Raw genomic sequence first — 20,160 nt, 5'->3', positions numbered from 1 at the left:
CCTTTTTTTATTCAATAAAAGGGGCACCCAGACCCTCACATCTCACGCTGCATTAAAAGCCGCCGGATTTGACGATAGGATGGATCTCAATTCCCGATGGAATGACGGCTGAATCCAAATCCAACTCATCGTTTCTGACAGGAATTTTGATAGTTTTTTGGCCTAAACCTGCATCCAGAACAATTTTGAGAATAACTCCGGAAATCGCGCTGGGCGAAGAAGCTCCATCGACATTCCAAAGCACGGCTCTGTCACTTCCTTGAAGTTCAATTTTATCACTCCCCGGAACGGAAGGGTCTTTTTCCATTGAAAATTCCATCACACTGATACCATAGCCCTGCGCGGTTTCCATATCCACTTGCAGTTTTTGTTTCAGCATTTCGTTTGCATACTTAACCAACAACGCCGCTTTCTTTCCGGGAGCCGCTTCGACGAAATCACGATCCCGTGTGGAGTCTTGAGTGATCGCCCCGATGTAACGAGTCGCTAGAGTGGAGTTAGGAACCTCCAAAGAAAAGGGCTGAACGACTTTTTCTTTCCACGCAAAATCATTGAAGGACATAATCAGTCGGCCCGTTTCAATATTGAACAGACGATATCCCGTCATCTCGGCACAACATCCACCAAGACCACTCACCAAAACCGGTTGCTCAGGATGTACATTCACTTCGGTGGCAGATTCGGTACGACTCCATAAATGCGTCTGAAGTTTATCACCGGTGCGCACATTCCATGTCGCAGTCCCTACGATACCTTCCGCATCCAAATATCTTTGCACCGTTTTTTTAATATTCACTAGGAAGAGCTTTTCGCCTTCCGCCGCCGTGTAGTGGCGCGCCAGCTCGAAGTCTTGAGATTGAATAACCGTCGAGCGAAGTTCTGACTTCGTGTCTTTATAAAGTTTAAAGCTGGCCGTGCCGGAAGCTTCATAAAGAAGTTCCGTGGTTGCCGCCATAGCAGCAATGGCTGAAAGAACAATTAACAAGGTAACGGCTTTAGAAACGCGGAAGATATTCTTTTTAGTTTTCATGCGAAGAAAACTACAGATTTCTTCCGCGCATATCGAGTTACAAAGAAGCCATTACCCTGGGGTAACGGCCATTATTCCCATTCGATCGTCCCCGGAGGTTTGCTGGTAATATCGTAAACAACACGGTTCACGCCTTTCACTTTGTTGGTGATCATGTTCGAGACTTCTCGAAGGAACTGAAATTCAAAAGGATACCAGTCCGCCGTCATACCATCACTGGAGGTCACCGCACGTAAGGAAAGCACATGATCGTAAGTTCTGGAATCCCCTTGAACACCGACAGTTTTTACCGGCAAAAGGACACAGAAGGCCTGCCAGATTTTTTCATAAAGCCCGCGACGACGAAGTTCTGAAATAAAAATATCATCCGCTTCTTTAAGAATTTGCAGTTTCTCTTTTGTCACTTCACCTAGAACACGAATGGAAAGTCCAGGCCCTGGGAATGGGTGACGCCACAACATCTCATGGGGCAACCCTAGCTGCGCTCCTAAGGCGCGCACTTCATCTTTAAAAAGCTCACGAACTGGTTCTACCAGCCCTAGATTCATTTTTTCAGGCAAGCCGCCAACATTGTGATGCGATTTAATCGTGACACTGCCACCGACGGAAGAAACGCTTTCAATAACGTCAGGATATAATGTACCTTGCGCCAACCACTTGATCGGATACTGATGATCATAACTTTTATCAAAGACCTCAATGAAGACACGCCCGATCGTTTTTCTTTTATCTTCGGGATCTGACTTTCCTTTGAGAGCTGACAGAAACTCTTCAGAGGCGTCGACACCTTTCACGTTCAGACCGATTTTTCGGTAATTCTCTAAAACAGTTTCAAATTCGTTTTTGCGCAAAAGACCATTGTCGACAAAAACACAGTGAACTCTTTCAGGACCTAACGCTTTCGTTAAAAGGGTCGCCACGACTGTGGAATCTACTCCACCGCTAAGACCGACCAGCACGTGATCCGTAGCACCAACTTGCTTGCGAACATTTTCAATCAACATGTCTTTGATATGAGGCGCATCCCAATCCGCAGAGGCGTGACACATTGTCTGCGCAAAGTGCTTTAATAAATCCGTGCCGTGCTCGGTGTGCGCGACTTCAGGATGAAATTGCACCGCTAAAACGCCGGGCCCTTGCATAGCCGCCGGATGATTTCCGTCTGACATACCAATCACTTGAAAACCTTCAGGCGCTTTTTCCACCACATCACCGTGACTCATCCAAACCTTTTGTCGGTGTGGAATACTTCCTACGACGGAAGTCCATGTTACATAATTCAGACCGTACTCACGATGCTCTGACCGAGAAACCTTGCCACCCAACTGGTGAGTCAGAAGTTGCATTCCATAACACACTCCCATGAGAGGGCTTATGTTACGAAGTACGTGGATGTCTCTTTGCGGAGCTCCTTGTTCGTAAACGGAGTTAGGGCCGCCACTTAAGATAATGCCGTAAGGATTTCTTTTACGAATTTCTTCTGTGGGAAATTTATAAGAATGAATTTCTGAATAAAAACCCAGCTCACGCAAACGACGCGCGATCAACTGAGTGAACTGAGAACCGAAATCTAAAATAATAAATCCGCGCATTTTCGATTCCATTTCTATGTTTCAATACGATAGTTCGGAGCTTCTTTGGTGATACTGACATCATGAACATGAGACTCGCGAAGACCCATGGCGGAAATACGCACGAACTTCGCTTTCGCTTGAAGTTCATCGATATTGCGGGCACCCAAATAACCCATACCTGATTTCAATCCACCGACAAGTTGATGAATCACGCCGGCCGCGGAGCCTTTATACGCCACTTTTCCTTCAATGCCTTCAGGAACAAGTTTTTCATTTTCTTCAATATCCATTTGTCCGTAACGGTCTTTGGATCCGCGAGACATCGCTCCGATACTGCCCATGCCGCGATAAACTTTATAAGTACGGCCTTGGAACAAAATGGTTTCCCCCGGAGACTCTTCCGCCCCCGCCAGCAAGTTTCCAATCATCACGGTGTTTGCGCCCAGAGCTAAGGCCTTTGTAATATCACCAGAGAATTTAATTCCTCCGTCAGCAATCACCGTTTTGCCCTTGGATTTTGCAAGTTTAGCACATTCAATCACCGCCGAAATTTGTGGCATACCCACGCCCGCCACTACGCGAGTTGTACAGATACTTCCCGGTCCGACACCGACCTTAACAACTTCGGCTCCGGCATCAAGAAGAGCTTGAGTGCCTTCCGCCGTCACAACGTTTCCAGCAACCACGATCACGTCTTTATGTTTTTGCGAAATATATTTCACCATCTCCAGAACATTTTTCGAATGTCCGTGAGCTGTATCCACACAAAGAACATCCGCCCCCGCAGCCACAAGAGCATCCGAGCGATCTCGAGAATCCGCCCCCACACCAACGCCCGCGCCAACGAAAAGACGACCATGTTCGTCCTTTGTCGCCTGCGGATAGTTTTTCGCTTTTTCAATATCCTTGATGGTAATAAGCCCTTTGAGCTTGCCTTTGCTATCGACAACCGGAAGTTTTTCGATACGGTGTTTTTGCAAAATCTTTTTTGCTTCTTCCAGAGTTGTGCCCATTTTCGCTGTGACTAAATTTTCTTTCGTCATCAGGTTACGAATAGGTTGGTTGAAGTTTTCTTCAAAGCGCAAATCACGATTTGTCAGAATTCCAATCAAAGCCCCGTCCACAGTGATCGGCACTCCACTGATAGAGAACTTTTCCATCAGATCCACAGCTTCTTGCACCAAATGATCCGGTCCCAACGTGATAGGATCCATGATCATACCGGATTCGTATTTTTTTACTTTTTCAACTTCGAGAGCTTGTTTTTCGATATCCAAATTTTTATGAATGATACCCAAGCCCCCATGCTGAGCCATCACACGCGCAATGCGGTTTTCAGTGACCGTATCCATCGCGGCAGAGATGATCGGTGTATTTAGATATTTATCTCTGGCGAAAAGAGATCTAGGAACGACTTCCGTCGGTGTGATCTCGGAATATTGAGGAAGAAGAAGAATGTCATCAAAGGTTAAGGCATAGGGAATTTCACGTTCCATAAAAAGCTTGCTCCTGACAGGGTTTCTTCATTCTCAAACGAAATATTTGAGAGTTCAACAGGAACTCTGTCAGAAATAAGTTTTTTAGAACTATTCGTACCAGGACTTATAGAGCAGATAGTTGTCAGCGGATTTTTCTAAAAGAGCCACTTCTTCGTCCGTCAAAGGACGTTTCACTTTCGCAGGGCGTCCTACAACCAGACTGCGCGGTGGAATTTCCGTACCTTCTGTTAAAAGAGAGCCCGCGCCAATTAAACAATGCTCGCCGACTTTCACACCGTCCATCAAGATAGAGCCCATGCCGACAAGAGTGCCGCGACCGACTTCACAACCGTGCAGCATCACCAAATGCCCAATAGTCACGCGATCATGCAGAGTTGTTCCCCATTTGCCGTAAGTGCCGTGAATGACCGTGCCATCTTGAACATTCACTTCTTTGCCGATACGGATCGGCATGACGTCTCCGCGAATGACCACATTGTACCAGATAGAAGAACCTTCACCGATTTCGACATCACTGATGATGCGCGCATTGTCGGCGATAAAAACATCTTCTGAAATAACAGGAGAAACACCACGGGCTCTTACAAAAACGTCGCTCATAAAACCGAACCTCTTTTATCGTCTTAGGATGGCGAATTTTTTACCGCAATGCAAGAATGATTGATCGCTTCACGGATTGGCATGATGCTTTACAGAATGGGATTTTGCGGCCTTTGAAACGATCAATTCTTCAATACGCTCTTTTTCTTTCATCCCGTCTGAAAAACCGATATCCACTAACTGCTTGCAGTAACTGGGCGTAAATAAAAGATAACTCAACATCTCTCGCGACTCTTCAATGGATCCCGGGCCCCGCAACAGATAACGAATCATACGCGGAAGTTCAGAACCTTTCTCTTTTGCAATTTCAGAAAAATCCACTGAAGGAGAAATCCAAAGGTAATCAATCGTGCGAACAGCGACCTTCTTTTTTTGTCCTGGCGACAAAGACGAAAAGCTTTGATTGATTTGCTCTAAGCGATGCACATCGGATTCAAAACCATCCATCATAACGGCATTCATCAACACATTCGCCACCCGCGACACGGAAGGTGCCTGCCTCGCCGACGCCGAACTGTTATGATACGAAAACCAAGTGTCCTGACGACGACGGACTCCGATCGCAATCAAGCTGTCGGCGCCCATGTAAATAGCAGGACCGCAGGGTGACTGATTGCGAATACATCCATCACCAAAAAAGCGTGAACCAATTTGTATGGGCGGAAACAGCAAAGGAATCGCGGAAGAGGCCATGACGTGTTCTGTTGCTAAGTTCACTCGCTCACTTCGATGCATACCTCGCTCCCAAGGCGTGATATCCGGACTTCCTTGAAAGAACGTGAAGGTTGAAACGCTTTCATAGTCCAAAGCCGAAACACTGACGGCGCGTAAATCACCTGATTTGATTTTCTTTTCTATTTGATTGAAGTGACACTTATCCGAAATGAAATTGCTTAATGGATGCGTGCTTAAAAGAGACCTCAAGGCCGAGTCTTTATTTCCACCACCCCAAGAAAACTCGCTCATCCACTGCAAACCACCACGAGACAACGTCATCAGATCGGCGTAATAGATCTGATCGCTATTGATATGACTCCAAAGCGAAACCAGATTTTTGGTGCTTTCGACAAAGTCACCGCTGTTACCTGCGAGCATCGCGACATTGATCGCCCCTGCACTCACACCGCTATAGATTTTAAAAGGATTTCTGATTTTTGTTTTCGCCGCTACATGGGCGATCGCAGCAAGCACTCCTGCTTGATACGCTCCCCTTGCGCCTCCCCCTGATAGAACAAGTCCCAAACAAGGCATGCCGGCTCCTTCCCTGGACTTCTATGGTAAAACCTTTCTGTCCTCAGGAAAAAAGCGGGCGTTTGAAAACGATGAAATACAAAGTTTACGTCTAAGAATTTTGTTTACGGTCAGAGACCACCCAAAGAAGATCATTCTCCAAAATCGTGAAGCTCGCCCTAGGACCTAGGATGCGCTCAGAGCCTCTTTCAATCCCCACGACCATGCCGTGCATTTTTTCTCGCAAACCACTTTCACGGATGGATTTTCCTTTTAATGGCGAGTCCTCAGTCACACTGAAAGAAGACAGCTTGTAATCCTGCTGATCCGTCTGTGTGGGTTGAGTTTTTAAAGCGCGTTCCATCTCTAAAGTCTTATGGAAGTTCTGCAGTTCTTCTTCACTGCCAAAACAGATCAATCGATCGAAAGGATAAATTATAAATTCTCCGTCCGGCGCAAATTTGCGGTGAGTCCCGCGAAATACGGCCGCGACCGTCACGCCATATTTTTCTTTAAACGAAAGCTTGCGCAAGCTTTGTCCGACGATGCTGCTTTCCGGGAAAATCTCGTAACTTCCCAGGGTTGCTTCCCAAGGCAGAAAGTTTTTTGCGACCTCAGCACTGACTAAAGATTTGCGCTCTTTTTCGGTCAGATTTTTTAAAAAGTTCTTTTCAATCCCCTGATAAAGTTTTTTAACCCATAACTGGGCCAAACCAGCGGCAATGATCAAAACGGCGACCATCACGCCCGACGCCATTTTCACCGTCACGAACTGCGATAAAATCGCGGCCACCAAGATTAACGCTAATATCAAACGACCCGCAAATATTCCCGCTTGCAAGCCGCGCAGTTTTTGCAATTCTTCCACATCACGTTCGGATCCTAAAGAAGGTCCTCCCAAAACAATTCCCCAAAGGAACGGGCCACAAACTAACAAGCATAAGAATAAAGAAACACTGCTCGCCCAGGGGCTTTCTTGCAAATAACTTTGCACTTCGCCGGTTAAGAAAGTTTTTGAAGCCAGAAGGATGGCCACCACCATCACCGTGTTCATTAATACTTTAAGTCCGTAGGTTCTAAAGATAAGCCCGCCGACGTTGACTCGCCCCTCTTGGTTAAAGGATTGCTGATAGCGATCTAAGATGACTTTGATCCCTTCAGGAAGACGCGCTTCAACCCAAGTGTGTACGGGGCCAGAGAATTTAATCAGATAGGGTGTCGTAAAAGTTGTTACTGCCGATGTGGCAATGGCCAAGGGATAAAGGAAATCACTGGTCACTTTCATTGTGACACCTAGTGAGGCGATGATGAAAGAGAACTCCCCGATCTGCGCTAAACTCATTCCTGACTGAAAGGACACCTTGCGGGTTTGTCCCGACAAAATCGCACCCAAGAAGGTGCTGATGAATTTTCCGATAACTGTTAAAAGTGTAACAGCTAAAACCAGATCCCATCTTTCCCAAAGTATTTTTGGATCAATCATCATTCCGACAGAGACAAAGAAAATCGCCGCAAAAAGGTTCTTCACCGGTTGCAGCACCTTTTCCATATTATGACCTTCAGGCGTCTCTGCTAATAGCGAACCCATAACGAAGGCGCCCAAGGCCGGAGAAAATCCCACATAAGCCGCGATCATCACCATCAAAAAACACAGACCAATAGCCACTAAAAGCGTGGTTTCATCTTCCAGCAAACGACGGATACGGCGCAGGAATATGGGAATAAGGAAGATCCCGACGATAAACCAAAGAGCAATAAAAAAGAAAAGACGAAGGCCATCTAATGCAAGTTCTGCTGTTGAGAACTCTCCAGACCCGGCAATCGCTGTGAGTAACACGAGGAGCAGGATGGCAATGATATCTTCCACCACCAGAATACCAAAAACCAATTCAACGAACTTCTTCCCTTTGATTCCCATCTCTTGGAAAGCGCGTACGATAATCGTCGTAGAGGACATGGAAAGAATGGCACCAAAGAAAAGACTGTCGATACTGTTCCAGCCAAACATACGGCCGAAAAGATATCCTAATCCCATCATAAAGATCACTTCAAAGGCCGCAGTGAAACCGGCAGAGCCACCGACTTTGAATAATTTCTTAAAACTAAATTCCAGACCTAAGCTGAACAAAAGAAAGATAACGCCGATCTCGGACCAGACTTTGATGCTTTCGTTGTCTGTCACTGTGGGAAAAAACGGTACATGCGGACTTACTAAAAAGCCCGCGATCAAATATCCAAGAACTAAAGGTTGTCCCAGCTTTTTAAAGAGCAGCGTCGCTAGCGCCGCAATGATAAGAATAAAACCTAGATCAGTAATCAAATGAGGCAAATGAGTCATGCCCCATTTTTACAAACCTAGTTCAGATATCCAAACCCTTTATCCATGAAACCGAAATTTTGTGCCTTTTGCGCGCCGCTCTCGATCTCTGCATTCAAAATGCGCGAACGACCGATAAAGTTTTTTGTCGCAAACAGAGGCACTTGTAAGTACAGACACAAAGACATGGCTTCATCCGCGCGCAATTTCACTGAATTTGTCGCCGGGTGCCCACTGATATAAAGACGCACATATTGATGGGAGCCTTTGATTTCAACGAACACCGCCTGCTTTATTTCGATCCCTAAGGATTGAAGCAGAAGCGCCGTGAATTTGTGCGGAGAAGACTCTGCCACGACTTTATTATTCTGAGACAACGCCACACCCGCATCAATCGGACTGACCGCCACAGGCAAGGTATAAACGTGCGCTTCATCCTTCAAAAGCAAGAACGGACGAGTCGCATCCGTTGTTACTGACAAGCCGTAAGGAAACAACTGCACCAAATCATTTTGGTGAAAGGTTTCTTCCTCATGAGTGTTCTGTGCAAACACAATCTGAGCTTTAAGATTTTGTGAATCCAAAAGATCTTTCATGTTTAAACTAACTCTCCTCTGAATACCGCCGGGAAGGCTTTTGTGATTTTCACATTCACTGTTTGACCGATCAAATCTTTGCTACCCAAGAAGTGCACAAGTTTATTCCCCGTGCTGCGACCTTGGATCTTTCCGTCTTCGCGGTCCACGTTTTCAACAAGAACTTTCATCACTTGGCCTTCGTACTTTTTAACAAGTTCAAAAGCCATTTTATCGTGAGCATCAAACAGGCGATTCAAGCGCTCGGTCTTAACTTCTTCAGCCACTTGATCTTCAAATTTCGCCGCTTTTGTGAAAGGACGCGGAGAATATTTAAAGGCAAAGATCGTCTCAAAGCCCACTTCTTCAACCAATGTCACCGTGTCACGGAATTCTTCCTCTGTTTCACCGGGGAAGCCCACGATAATGTCTGTCGAGAAAACCACATTCGGAATGGTCTTCTTCAACATCGCGATTTTTTCTAAGTAGTGTTCACGCGTATAGTTGCGATTCATGCGATCTAAGATGCGTGAGTTTCCGCTTTGGAATGGAAGATGGATGTACTCCATGATTTTATCTTGGTGAGCCGCCATTGTGTCCGCGAGCTTTTGATTAAAATCTTTAGGATGAGACGTCGTGAAACGAATTCTTTCGATATCCGTTTCCGTCGCTACCTTCGCCATCAAATCGGCAAAGTCCAAGCCCTCTTCGGCTTTGTAGGAGTTTACGTTTTGTCCAAGAAGAGTAACTTCTTTCACTCCACGCTTCACCAAGTGGCGAATGTCCGTCAAAATGTGTTGGAGTGGACGAGATTTCTCACGACCGCGAGTGTAAGGTACTACGCAGAACGTACAGAAATTATCGCAACCTTTTGTGATGTTCACAAATGTCGCGACACCCGGATTACGAACCATGGTCTCGATGTGATAAGGCGCGCGGTGTTCAAACTTCGCATTGATGATTTTCTTTTCACCTTCGTAAGTTCTCGCCACCAAGTTAGGAAGATTGTCGATTTGATCCGTACCGAATACGAAATCAATCATCGGCTGGTTCTTAATCAAGTTGTCTTTTTCTTGCTGACCAACGCAACCACCGACACCAATACGCAGGTTCGGGTTTTTCTCTTTCATTTTTCTGAAAGTGCCCACTTCAGAATAAACTTTGTGCACGGGCTTTTCACGCACGCTGCAAGAATTGATGATGATCAAAGACGCGTCTTCGGGTTTTTCAACCGGAGTGAAGTTTTGCATCTCTAAAAGAGAGTACATACGTTCGGTGTCGTTGACGTTCATTTGGCAGCCGTAGGTAGAAATATAAACACCACGGCCCTGACCGATATCGTTATTTTGCTGAAGGCTTTCAGGGTTTTGCGAAGTGTTTTCCACGGTTCTTACCTCTTGTGTCATTAAAGAAAGTGAGTTATAGAGGAGCGTCTTAAATTTGTCAAAATGCCCGACGCAAAAAACGCCCGGCAGACTCAGAGGTCCCTATGAATCCAAGACTCAAAAGCTCAAAAAAATGGACGGCGTTTCCGAAAGAGTACTCAGATCAGATTCAGGCCGTTTTCACCGAAAACTTCGCCCAATATCTCGACAATGGCGACCTTGTGATTGAAGGCCGTATTTACCCTGAAGAAATTCTGCTGCGCGTCGGATACCTAGAAAAAGGACGCTTGGCCCAGGCTAATTTCGAAGTTTCTATGAATTACTCTCAGGATCAACAAGACGCGGTTCAACGCATTCATAACTGCGTGGACGCAGCCGCAAGCATGATGATGGAGTATCTAGAAAACGACGGTGAAGTGGACTTCCCTTACACATGGAAAGAGTTCCCCTTCCAAGGCAAAAAACTTTATCTACAATTCACGACCGAGAATTCCTCCTTAGAAGCGGAAGCGAACAAACTTCTGGGTGTCGATGACGAAACACTTTATAACGACGCGGAAGAATCAGATGAAGACGCGCTTTCTCGTGCAGAACAAAGTGAAGAACTCTCCCCGCCGCGTGACGACGAAGAGTTTTCTGAAGATGAAGACTATGAAGACGATGAAGAAGAGGATGATGAATCCGAAGATCGTGGCCCCCGCATGTTTGGCGGTGGTAAGAAAAAGAAAGGTGATCTTCACTAATCGCAATTTTACTCAGGCTCAACAAAACGGTTTCGAGCCAAAACGTCGCGAACATTTGAACGGAGTCTGCGTTCCGTGAGAGTCTTTGAATAAGCGAAGAAACTTCTAGTAAGTTCTTAGTTTAACGAGGTTTTTTGGTAATCTCATTTTGAGATACTGTCTTCTCAACACTTGTCGATCAATTTGCCAGTACGCTTGCACCACAATCGCAATTCCCCTCTCGAAAAATTGGCATTCCCTTTGAAAAAGGAAACTTCGTCAAAGAGGAGTTCCGGATGTCTATTTTGAAGGCGGCGAAAAATTCGCTGGTAATCGCTAGTATTTTTTCATCTCACCTTTCCTGGGCCATCAGTAAAGAGATGCACGCCCTGGTTCGCATGGAAACTCATTCCAATGCGGTAGCCACTCGCGATAGCGGATTCACGCGTCTAGAACATTATGAGATTCCTTTGAAACTTATTGAAGCCGACGTAGCCCTTCGTTCAAATCCTGAATTTGTCAGTTCTCTTATCTTTGAAAGAGACGGTGAAAAGTTTGTCCGTTGGGTGATTAATCCCGAAGATACAAAATGGTATTTGCAAGTTGAAGACTTCCTTAAAAAGAACGGCATTGAGCCCGTACGTAAAAAGCATTTCGTCGGCTACATGACAGCTTCACGGAGTTATATTGCCGTGGACCCTAAGTCAGGAGCTGAGTTTTCAGTAAAAGTTTCTACGGACCGCACCGGCGGCAACTGGAGAGACAAACAACAGACCTGGGATGATGGAAAACAGATTCGTCTGATGACCGACTTCGTGGATAAACAATTAAAAGGTCAACCCAAACTAGAACACATAGTACTGCTTGATGAGCCGATGGCCTTCGGTATTAAAGAAATCGACCAAGGCATGATCATCCGCTCTTATGAAGAGGTGAAAAAATCGGGGAAACGTTATGTTCCAGGCTTTTCTATTATGCACGAAGATTTAGGAAGAGATCTTGCGAAGGCCAACGGATCTAAAGACCCCGCGGCTTATTGGAACGAACATTATAACAAACCGCTCGCCCGCGCATTGGCAGAATTTTATGCCCTCACTGGCATGACGTATGACTCCCCACACTCTCAAAACTTCTTGGTGGAGCTGGATGCGAAAAACCGCCCAACAGGTAAAATCGTTTTGCGTGATTTCGGCGACACATATCTTTCAAACGAGTTTTTCGAAGCTGTAAAACGCACAGACATCACAAAAGCTTGGGAGCAGTCGAACCTCCTTAAGGGATACATGTCCGTATCCGTGGGAATCTTACACGGAAACACAGCACCTTCTTGGATGGATATAGACGCAAAGAAAGTTACTAAAAACAACTATAATGGTTGGGGTTTGGATTTCTTCAAAGAATTCGAAAAGGAGTTTGCTCGTCAAACCGGTGTTCAACTGAACTCAAGCAAGCCCCATGTTTCACGCAATGGACTTTATTTAAATAAGAGCTACATCATGAGCGACGAAACTGCAAAACGATTCCTGGAGCTTTCAGAAAAAGGGCTTCAGCGTGACAACTTGATGATCCGCTCTTGCAGTCGCACTTTGCTAGCTATTTAAATTAATTTTTTTTTGAGAACGTTATGAAAGGGCTTTCGAATGAAGCCCTTTTTTTATTTTACCAGCTGATCCAGTTGATCAAAGTACCAGTGTTTTAAATCCTTTTGTAAAGGAAGACTTGCCAGCATGTCCTTTTCAGATTGAACAAGCCCCGTATAAGCCTTTTTATTCAGAGCCACTTCTTCCGCACATTCGCGAATCCACTGCTCGGTGGTTTCGGGATGAAACTGGGTGGCCATAATATTTTTGCCGAAAGTGAAAGCCTGATTTTTACAAAAGCTTCCTTCACAAAGAAGCTCTGCACCTGGGGGAAGTTCAAAAGTATAACGATGCCAATGAAAAGCTTGTAACGTCGAGGCATCACGAGTTTTCACAGGCACAAAACCAATCTCCCACCCATGATGTTGATGAACGGAGCCCCCTAGTATTTCTGCTAGAAGTTGAGATCCAAGACACAAACCAAAGATCTTGGTGTTATTTTTCACAAGTTTACGAATGAATTCCTTTTCAACAACCAACCAAGGATGTTTTTCTTCCTCAAAAGTATCCATAGAGCCACCACAAATAACGACCAGATCAAAATCTGTTTTTACGGGTGGCGCGTCCGTTCCTGGCGCCCAGTGATGAACGGTGTAACCTCGAAGCGCGGCCCACTCTAAAGTGGTGCCCGGTGGGGTGTCTGCTTCGTGCTGAATAACCAAAAGACTTTTCATACTCAAGAAACTAACAGAAGCCGCGAATTTTAGGCATAAAAAAACCCATGCTTTTTACGACATGGGCACCCCTCGAAGAGAGATTGAATTTTAGAACTAAAGAGAGTTTACGTATTTTTGAATCTCTGGAACTTCATCCAAGTGATTCTTAGCTTGCATGATCAACTCAACAGCTTCTTTCTGTTTCAAGCGACCTGCTGCCATCTTTTCACAAACCAAAGCTTCCAACTGATCTGTGATTTGATAAACGCTTTCATGCTGAGGCCAAAGATTTTGTGGAGAGTTCGAACCACCCGCACAAAGTGGGATGTAATGATCAATCTTGAACGCCTGACGCTTCATAGAGCGCGTACGGTAACCAATCTGATCGTACTTTTGGAAGATAGCGGCTTTCTGAGAAGAAGAGACATCACGCTCGCAATATTTAATATGCTCTGGATATCTGTAAGAATCCGCTCTTGAACAAAGAGCCCCCGGAGTTAGATTTGCGTCCGGCCCCTTTGGAAAATTCCCATTCGCATGAGAAACAGTTGAACACAAAACCACGACTGCTAAAAGAGCCACGCTCTTAAACATTTCCCCTCCAAATAGTCTGCCCTTACGGTGGCAGGTAGAAACATCAGACCCATCTCTGACATATATTTGAACAATTTCGGTTAGTCCTACAGATCAGATTTCCCTATTGCAATGAAAAAAGTCCGCACCAGCAGCTTTAACGCAACAGCAAACACCAATCCTAACCATTCCCAAACAATTCCAAGCCCCCAACCACCCTCCAACAAAACTGAAGCAAAGCATCAGAAACATAAGAAATGAAAGACTAAAAATCCCAAGAAAAGAAAACCTAATTTTATAAAAGCTAAATTTAGAGAGAGACCTAAAGAAGCGAGCTCCAAAGGAGCAAGCGAAAAACCGTGGACACCCAGAAAGAGCGAGCGGTCAAAAATGCCCAGGCGCAAGGCGGGAGGAAGGAAGCGACTGAGGCGTACGCCTGTACGCCTCAGGGAGACGCCCGCCCGACCAACGCAGTCGAATGGGCGTTTTTCACCGCTCGCGGTAACTAGTACTCGTCGTCTTCTACGCCCGGAGTTCCGTTATCACCCATGCCGCGAACTTCTTCGATGTAGGCACTTGTATCCTCTTCAAACTCATTATCCTGAGCCGACTCATCGATCTCAAGCTCCTGAATAGCAGCCAAGAAGTCTTTTTCCGTGCGCAAATCACGGCGGATCATTTCTAAGAATTTATCTGGATAACGGGAAGTCAATTCTTCCACGTAACGCTCCAATTTACCATCAGCCAAGATCTTCTTACGAACTTGGATCTTCTTCCAGAAAAGAAGATAGTGGTAACGGCAATAAGCATCTACGGCTGCGATTTGATCGCAGTCACGCGCGCGGCAATAACGATTGCCTTCGGCGTCTGTCAGAATGATCTCTTCGTCTGTTTTTGGCTTTTCTTCGCCCGACCATTCTTCTTCTTCTTCGACGTCTTCGTCAGACTCTTCAACGGCTTTCAGTTCTTCTTCGTACTCGCCGATTTCATCGCCCATCAAATCGTCATCGGCAATAAAGTCGTCATCAAGATCGGACTCTTCCTTCTCTTTTTCCTTTTTGCCTTTACCTTTTTTTGCAGCCGCAGGAGCTTTCGCATCCTTCTTCGCAGGTTTTTCAGCAGCAGGTTGCGGAGTGGCAGCCTTTTTATCTTGCTTCTTAGCCTCAGCGACTTTTGTCTCTTTGACTTCCTTTTCCTTAGCAGGTTTCGCAGCGGCCTTCGCAGGAGCTGCTTTCACTTCGGGCTTTTTCTTTACTTCAGGCTTTTTTGCTACCGGTTTTGCCGGAGCTTTATCAGCCTTTTTCTTTACCACAGCCTTAGGTGCCGCTTTTTTAGGAGCAGGTTTTGCGGCCGCTTTCGCAGGCGCTTTTTTAGCAGATTTTGCAGCAGGTTTTGCCGCGGGCTTCTTTTTAACGATTTTTGCCATAATTCTACCTAGATAGTGCTTTAGAGCGTGTAACAAAAGGGTCGGGCCGCGGCGCGAGGAGGAAGGCGTACACCCTCGTACGTCGACGACGAGCAACAAAGGCCCCGGCCATTTTGTTACGCGCTCTTAAAATGATCTTTCATGTGTGAAGCATTTCAAGAGGGGCGTCAACTCATTTCACTGAAATTGTTCCATCTTGACTGCGCACAAACACGCTGCCCCTTTGCGCATCGCCCCGCAGACGACCACGCACAGATTTTTCTGCACTCAATTTAGTCACTTTAAGCTCGGAAGGGACGACGATTTCGCCCTCGACAGTCATTAAATTTAAACTCATTCCTGAAGACGCAGGGACTTGGACATTCACGCGGCCCGACTTGGCTTTCACATCCAGCTCTGAATCCAGCGTCATTGTCACATTCACGGAACCTTCTTGGTTCTGGCCTTCCATGCGACCTTGGAATCCTTGAATATTCAAAGCGCCTCGGCCATTTTCAAACTGAATCGTTCCCGTGCCCTGATTGATTTTGCTATTAGATTGCTGCGTCGCCAAAGTGAGGAAGCCACGCACTTTTTCAATCTGAAGCTGACCAGAGAATAGGCTGGCGCTCACATCGCCCTGAATGTTTTTAAGAGCCATCGTGCCCGAGTAAGAGTCGGCATCCACCTTCCCCACATGATCAGAGACACTCACATCGCCCTTTTGCACATAGATATTCAACGAACCTGAGCCATTTAAAGAACTGACGCGGCCTTGAGCGACACTCACCTTCAAATCTTTATTCCATTTCTGAGCGACAACCGATCCGCCGCGCAAGTGAATTTCTGTCGGAACTGCCGCTCCCCAGATTTCAATTTTTCTCATTTGCGTGCCGGACTTAGGCAAGATGTTCAACCAGTTCTTTTTGCCAGCGTATTCATTCATTTTCACTTCGATGATATTATTCTTCTTCGTAACAACAAATACGCCCTCGGTGCTGGCCTCATCCACGCCAGATACTTTCAAGGAATTACCACCCTGTCCCACAACTTGCACCTGGGCTTCTAATCCTTTGAGGACCAGACGATCGCCGTCAGTGACGGGAACTTCAAATGTTGCAGCCATAACCGGCTGAAAAAGAAGATGAGCGAGAATGATACTGATCGCTGACATGCGTTGACTCCCTGGGAAATTGACTCTGCCTTTAAAATATAAAAAAGTATCGGGGCATTGACAACTAATTGAGGTGAAAAATGGAAAATGTCGTAATTGTGAGCAGCGTAAGAACTCCTGTGGCTTCGTTTCAAGGAGGTTTCTCTTCTCTTCCTGCACCAAAGCTCGGTGCGATTGCAATCAAAGAAGCGATCACTCGCGCGGGTGTTTCCGCTGACGAAATTGATGAGTGCATCATGGGTGAGGTTTTGACTGCAGGCGTAGGACAAGCTCCGGCTCGTCAAGCCGCGATCTTCGCCGGTTTGAAAAACACAACACCTTGTATGACGATCAATAAAGTGTGCGGCTCGGGTCTTAAAGCTGTGATGCTAGCGGCAGATTCTATTGCTCTTGGTAATACAAAAATTGCGGTAGCTGGCGGTCAAGAAAACATGACATTGGCTCCGCACCTACTAGAAAACTCACGCTCTGGATACCGCATGGGTCCAACACAGATGACCGACTCTATGATCAAAGACGGTCTTTGGGATCCCTACAACAACTTCCACATGGGAAGTGCGGCAGAGATCTGCGTGAAAGAGCATAACTTCACTCGCGAACAACAAGATGCTTTCGCGATTGATTCTTACAAAAAAGCGCAAGACGCTTGGAACAAAAACCTTTTCAAAAACGAAATCGTTCCTGTAACGATTGAAGGCAAAAAAGGTCCTGTGACTGTGGATAAAGACGAAGAGCCGTTTAACACGAACTTCGATAAAATCCCAGGCTTGAAGCCTGCTTTCGACAAAGCCGGAACTATCACGGCAGCCAATGCTTCTAAAATCAACGACGGAGCTGCGGCTCACGTCTTGATGTCTGAAAGCGAAGCTAAAAAACGTGGTTTGAAACCGATTGCAAAAATCGTCGCTCACGGCACATTCGCTCATGAACCAAAATACTTCACAACAGCTCCTGTTGGCGCGATCAAAAAAGCTTTGGCTAAAGCAAACTTGAACGTCGGCGACATCGACATGTGGGAGATCAACGAAGCTTTCGCGGTCGTTACACAAGTGGCGATGAAAGAACTAGAAATCCCTGCTGAAAAAGTGAACGTGCACGGTGGTGCGGTGGCTATCGGTCACCCAATCGGTGCTTCAGGTGCGCGCATTCTTGCGACATTAGTTCACGGTCTTCACACTCACAACAAACGTTATGGTCTAGCAACTCTTTGTATCGGTGGCGGTGAAGCCGTTGCTTTGATCGTAGAAAAAGCGTAGTCGGCCATGAGCAAAAAAGTTTTTACTGATGCAAAGAGTGCGCTCTTTGACGTTAAAGACAACATGACTTTAGTTCTTGGGGGATTCGGCCTTTGCGGAATCCCTGAAAACTGCATCGCGGCTCTTCGTGACATGGGAGTCAAAGGTCTTACTTGCGTTTCTAACAACGCCGGTGTTGACGACTTCGGCTTAGGTCAGCTTTTGCAAAATCGCCAGATCAAAAAAATGATTTCATCTTATGTCGGTGAAAACGCATTGTTTGAAAAACTCTATATGAGTGGCGAACTGGAACTTGAATTCTGCCCTCAAGGAACTTTGGCTGAAAGAATTCGCGCGGGTGGCGCAGGTATCGCTGGATTCTACACTCCAACTGGAGTGGGAACCCTGGTTGCTGAAGGAAAAGAAATTAAAAACTTCGACGGTCGTGCTTACGTCCTTGAACGCGGAATCAAAGGTGACTTTGCTTTCGTCAAAGCTTGGAAGGGCGATAAATTCGGAAACTTGGTTTTCCGTAAAACCGCACGCAACTTCAATCCTATGGCTGCAACAGCCGGTAAAATCACAGTTGCTGAAGTTGAAGAGTTGGTTGAAGTGGGCGAATTAGATCCCGATCAAATTCACACTCCGGGTGTTTACGTACAGCGCATTTTCAAAGGTGCAAACTACGAAAAACGCATCGAACAAAAAACTGTGAGAAAGGGATAAGCCATGCCATTAACTCGTGAACAAATCGCTCAACGTATTGCTCAAGAAGTGGAAGATGGCTATTGCGTGAATTTAGGAATTGGTATTCCTACTTTGGTTGCAAACTACATCCCTTCCGACAAGTTCGTTATGTTACAAAGCGAAAACGGTCTTTTAGGAATGGGGCCTTTCCCATTTGAAAAAGACATCGATCCTGACTTGATCAACGCTGGCAAACAAACTGTGACAGCACTTCCAGGAGCCAGTTTCTTTTCAAGTGCCGACAGCTTTGCGATGATTCGTGGGGGCCACGTGGACTTAACAGTTCTTGGCGCCATGGAAGTCGACGAAGAAGGCAGCATTGCCAACTGGATGGTTCCAGGAAAAATGGTCAAAGGCATGGGCGGAGCAATGGATTTAGTCGCTGGTGCTCGCAACGTGATCGTGGCTATGCAACACACGGATAAAGAAGGAAATTCAAAACTTCGCACGAAGTGCACTCTGCCTTTAACGGGCGTAAAGTGTATTAAAAAAATCGTGAGTGATTTCGGCGTGATCGAAGTCACACCTCAAGGTTTTGTGTTGAAGGAATATGCTCCAGATTTATCTCCGGAAAAAGTTCTGGCGGCGACAGAAGGTAAAATGACTATCGCTCCGGATTGCAAAGCGATGACATTCTAAAGTACTTCGCACTTATTTTATGAATCTAGTTAGACCCCAAGACCTCTTGGGGTCTTTTTGTATCAAAGAAAAACACTCTCCATCGAAGGTCCAGCCACCGTTTGCCCGCCCTGTTTTTTCCAGTGATAATAAGACTCCACAATCCATCAAAAAAGAGGTCTTTCGTGGCAGAGCAGAAAAAGGTGGCTAAAGATACTTATCTATTCCGTGAAGGTGATGCCCCTGATGCGATGTACATTGTGAAATCCGGCGGCTTCGCCGTGACGAAAACAAAAGGGAACACTGAAATTGTTTTGGCAGAAATTGCTCCTGGCGCGATGGTGGGCGAGATGGCTCTATTCGACAACAAACCTCGCAGTGCCAATGTCAAAGCCACAAAAGAATCTGAAGTCATCGCACTTCCCTACGACTCATTAACAAAACAAATGGAGCAATTGCCTGTATGGGTGCGCGCGATCATGAAAACTCTGAATGAGAACATGCGCGAAGCGAACAAGAAAATCAAAATTCTTGAAAATTCAAATCCCGATGAAGAGCGCTTCCCGCCGCACATTGTGAATAAGTACATTTCTATTTTAAATCTTGTGGGGAATAAATACGGCAAAGAAGAATCGCCAGGAACCTTGGCTTTTTCGTCTGTTCTTATTCGCAACTACACGATTCAAATTTTTCAAGAAGCCACAAACAAAATGCAAAGTGTGGTGAACGCTCTGACAGATCTTGGCTATCTGAAACAAGAAGACCGTGGCGATGGTTCACAAAAAATCACAAATCTAAAACCTCAGGAGTTATTCTCGTTCGTTGATTGGTATAACGAATGGCTTTTCAAACAAGAAAAAGACCGCCTACCTGCAATGACCGACCAAGAGGTGAATGTTCTTAATGGCATCTTGCACTTCGCGCGTAAAGTAGAGCCCAATCACAAAGGCCTTTACAAAGTCGACTTAAACGAAGTGCAAAATGAATCCATGAAAGAGCTAGGAAACCTCATCCGCCCCGACGATGTGAATTCTTTGATTGAGAAAAAATATCTCACCGAAAAAATCATGGACGAAAAAGGAGTCTACATCATGGTAGAACTCCCTTACGTAGAGCCGATGGCTCGCAACTGGTCGATCGTAAACAACCTTAAGAAAAAACTCCGCTAAGGTACCTGCCG

At 45.8% G+C, this 20,160-nt stretch carries 18 protein-coding genes and 1 riboswitch; of the genes, 6 read left to right on the top strand and 12 right to left on the bottom strand.

The annotated features are described in order from the left end of the window. Positions 1–52: 52 nt before the first annotated feature. The 8 genes from AZI85_RS13395 to miaB form a co-directional block, all read right to left on the bottom strand. On the bottom strand, positions 53–1,030 hold the full coding sequence (locus AZI85_RS13395) for a hypothetical protein (protein WP_063244542.1): 978 nt from the start codon (positions 1,028–1,030) through the stop codon (positions 53–55). Between the two features lie 71 nt (positions 1,031–1,101). Further along, positions 1,102–2,622, bottom strand: a complete 1,521-nt coding sequence (guaA, locus tag AZI85_RS13390) for a glutamine-hydrolyzing GMP synthase (RefSeq protein WP_063244680.1) — start codon at positions 2,620–2,622, stop codon at positions 1,102–1,104. A gap of 14 nt (positions 2,623–2,636) precedes the next feature. Then, positions 2,637–4,100 (bottom strand): IMP dehydrogenase, encoded by a 1,464-nt coding sequence (gene guaB / locus AZI85_RS13385; protein WP_063244541.1) that lies wholly within the window; start codon positions 4,098–4,100, stop codon positions 2,637–2,639. A gap of 90 nt (positions 4,101–4,190) precedes the next feature. Next, complete coding sequence (locus tag AZI85_RS13380; RefSeq protein WP_063207111.1) at positions 4,191–4,703, bottom strand: gamma carbonic anhydrase family protein; 513 nt, start codon at positions 4,701–4,703, stop codon at positions 4,191–4,193. 69 nt (positions 4,704–4,772) lie between these two features. Beyond that, complete coding sequence (locus tag AZI85_RS13375; protein ID WP_081111021.1) at positions 4,773–5,954, bottom strand: patatin-like phospholipase family protein; 1,182 nt, start codon at positions 5,952–5,954, stop codon at positions 4,773–4,775. Between the two features lie 91 nt (positions 5,955–6,045). Then, on the bottom strand, positions 6,046–8,271 hold the full coding sequence (locus AZI85_RS13370) for a cation:proton antiporter domain-containing protein (protein ID WP_063244540.1): 2,226 nt from the start codon (positions 8,269–8,271) through the stop codon (positions 6,046–6,048). A gap of 17 nt (positions 8,272–8,288) precedes the next feature. After that, a complete protein-coding gene (locus AZI85_RS13365) occupies positions 8,289–8,846 on the bottom strand; it encodes a bifunctional nuclease family protein (protein WP_063244539.1) in 558 nt (185 codons plus the stop codon). A gap of 2 nt (positions 8,847–8,848) precedes the next feature. After that, a complete protein-coding gene (miaB, locus tag AZI85_RS13360; protein WP_063207099.1) occupies positions 8,849–10,210 on the bottom strand; it encodes a tRNA (N6-isopentenyl adenosine(37)-C2)-methylthiotransferase MiaB in 1,362 nt (453 codons plus the stop codon). Between the two features lie 104 nt (positions 10,211–10,314). Here miaB and AZI85_RS13355 point away from each other — a divergent pair, with 104 nt between their 5' ends. Both AZI85_RS13355 and AZI85_RS13350 read left to right on the top strand, forming a co-directional pair. Then, positions 10,315–10,953: a hypothetical protein gene (locus AZI85_RS13355; RefSeq protein ID WP_063244538.1), complete on the top strand. Its 639-nt coding sequence runs from the start codon at positions 10,315–10,317 to the stop codon at positions 10,951–10,953. Between the two features lie 275 nt (positions 10,954–11,228). Then, entirely contained in the window at positions 11,229–12,533 is a 1,305-nt protein-coding gene (locus tag AZI85_RS13350) for a ferric iron reductase (protein WP_063244537.1), read from the top strand. A 53-nt stretch (positions 12,534–12,586) separates the two neighbouring features. On the opposite strand, the gene AZI85_RS13345 is transcribed toward AZI85_RS13350, so the two are convergent. From AZI85_RS13345 to AZI85_RS13330, 4 genes are all read right to left on the bottom strand, one after another. Beyond that, positions 12,587–13,246: a type 1 glutamine amidotransferase gene (locus tag AZI85_RS13345; RefSeq protein WP_063244536.1), complete on the bottom strand. Its 660-nt coding sequence runs from the start codon at positions 13,244–13,246 to the stop codon at positions 12,587–12,589. Between the two features lie 96 nt (positions 13,247–13,342). After that, complete coding sequence (locus AZI85_RS13340; protein ID WP_063244535.1) at positions 13,343–13,822, bottom strand: hypothetical protein; 480 nt, start codon at positions 13,820–13,822, stop codon at positions 13,343–13,345. Continuing rightward, positions 13,815–13,910: riboswitch (purine riboswitch) on the bottom strand. Its footprint overlaps the gene before it by 8 nt. A gap of 396 nt (positions 13,911–14,306) precedes the next feature. Next, positions 14,307–15,227, bottom strand: coding sequence for a hypothetical protein (locus AZI85_RS13335; RefSeq protein ID WP_063244534.1), 921 nt, complete (start codon positions 15,225–15,227; stop codon positions 14,307–14,309). 172 nt (positions 15,228–15,399) lie between these two features. After that, complete coding sequence (locus AZI85_RS13330) at positions 15,400–16,380, bottom strand: DUF4097 family beta strand repeat-containing protein (protein WP_253720988.1); 981 nt, start codon at positions 16,378–16,380, stop codon at positions 15,400–15,402. 80 nt (positions 16,381–16,460) lie between these two features. Here AZI85_RS13330 and AZI85_RS13325 point away from each other — a divergent pair, with 80 nt between their 5' ends. From AZI85_RS13325 to AZI85_RS13310, 4 genes are all read left to right on the top strand, one after another. Beyond that, complete coding sequence (locus AZI85_RS13325) at positions 16,461–17,636, top strand: thiolase family protein (protein ID WP_063244533.1); 1,176 nt, start codon at positions 16,461–16,463, stop codon at positions 17,634–17,636. A 6-nt stretch (positions 17,637–17,642) separates the two neighbouring features. Further along, positions 17,643–18,341 (top strand): CoA transferase subunit A, encoded by a 699-nt coding sequence (locus AZI85_RS13320; protein ID WP_063207073.1) that lies wholly within the window; start codon positions 17,643–17,645, stop codon positions 18,339–18,341. Between the two features lie 3 nt (positions 18,342–18,344). Continuing rightward, positions 18,345–19,001, top strand: a complete 657-nt coding sequence (locus AZI85_RS13315) for a CoA transferase subunit B (RefSeq protein WP_063244532.1) — start codon at positions 18,345–18,347, stop codon at positions 18,999–19,001. Positions 19,002–19,165: 164 nt separating this feature from the next. Beyond that, entirely contained in the window at positions 19,166–20,149 is a 984-nt protein-coding gene (locus AZI85_RS13310) for a Crp/Fnr family transcriptional regulator (protein ID WP_063207067.1), read from the top strand. Positions 20,150–20,160: the final 11 nt, after the last annotated feature.

The sequence above is a fragment of the Bdellovibrio bacteriovorus genome (assembly GCF_001592755.1).
Lineage (GTDB): Bacteria > Bdellovibrionota > Bdellovibrionia > Bdellovibrionales > Bdellovibrionaceae > Bdellovibrio > Bdellovibrio bacteriovorus_E.
The sequence above is the reverse complement of the archived record's forward strand: the minus strand, read 5'-3'. Positions and strand labels throughout refer to the sequence as shown.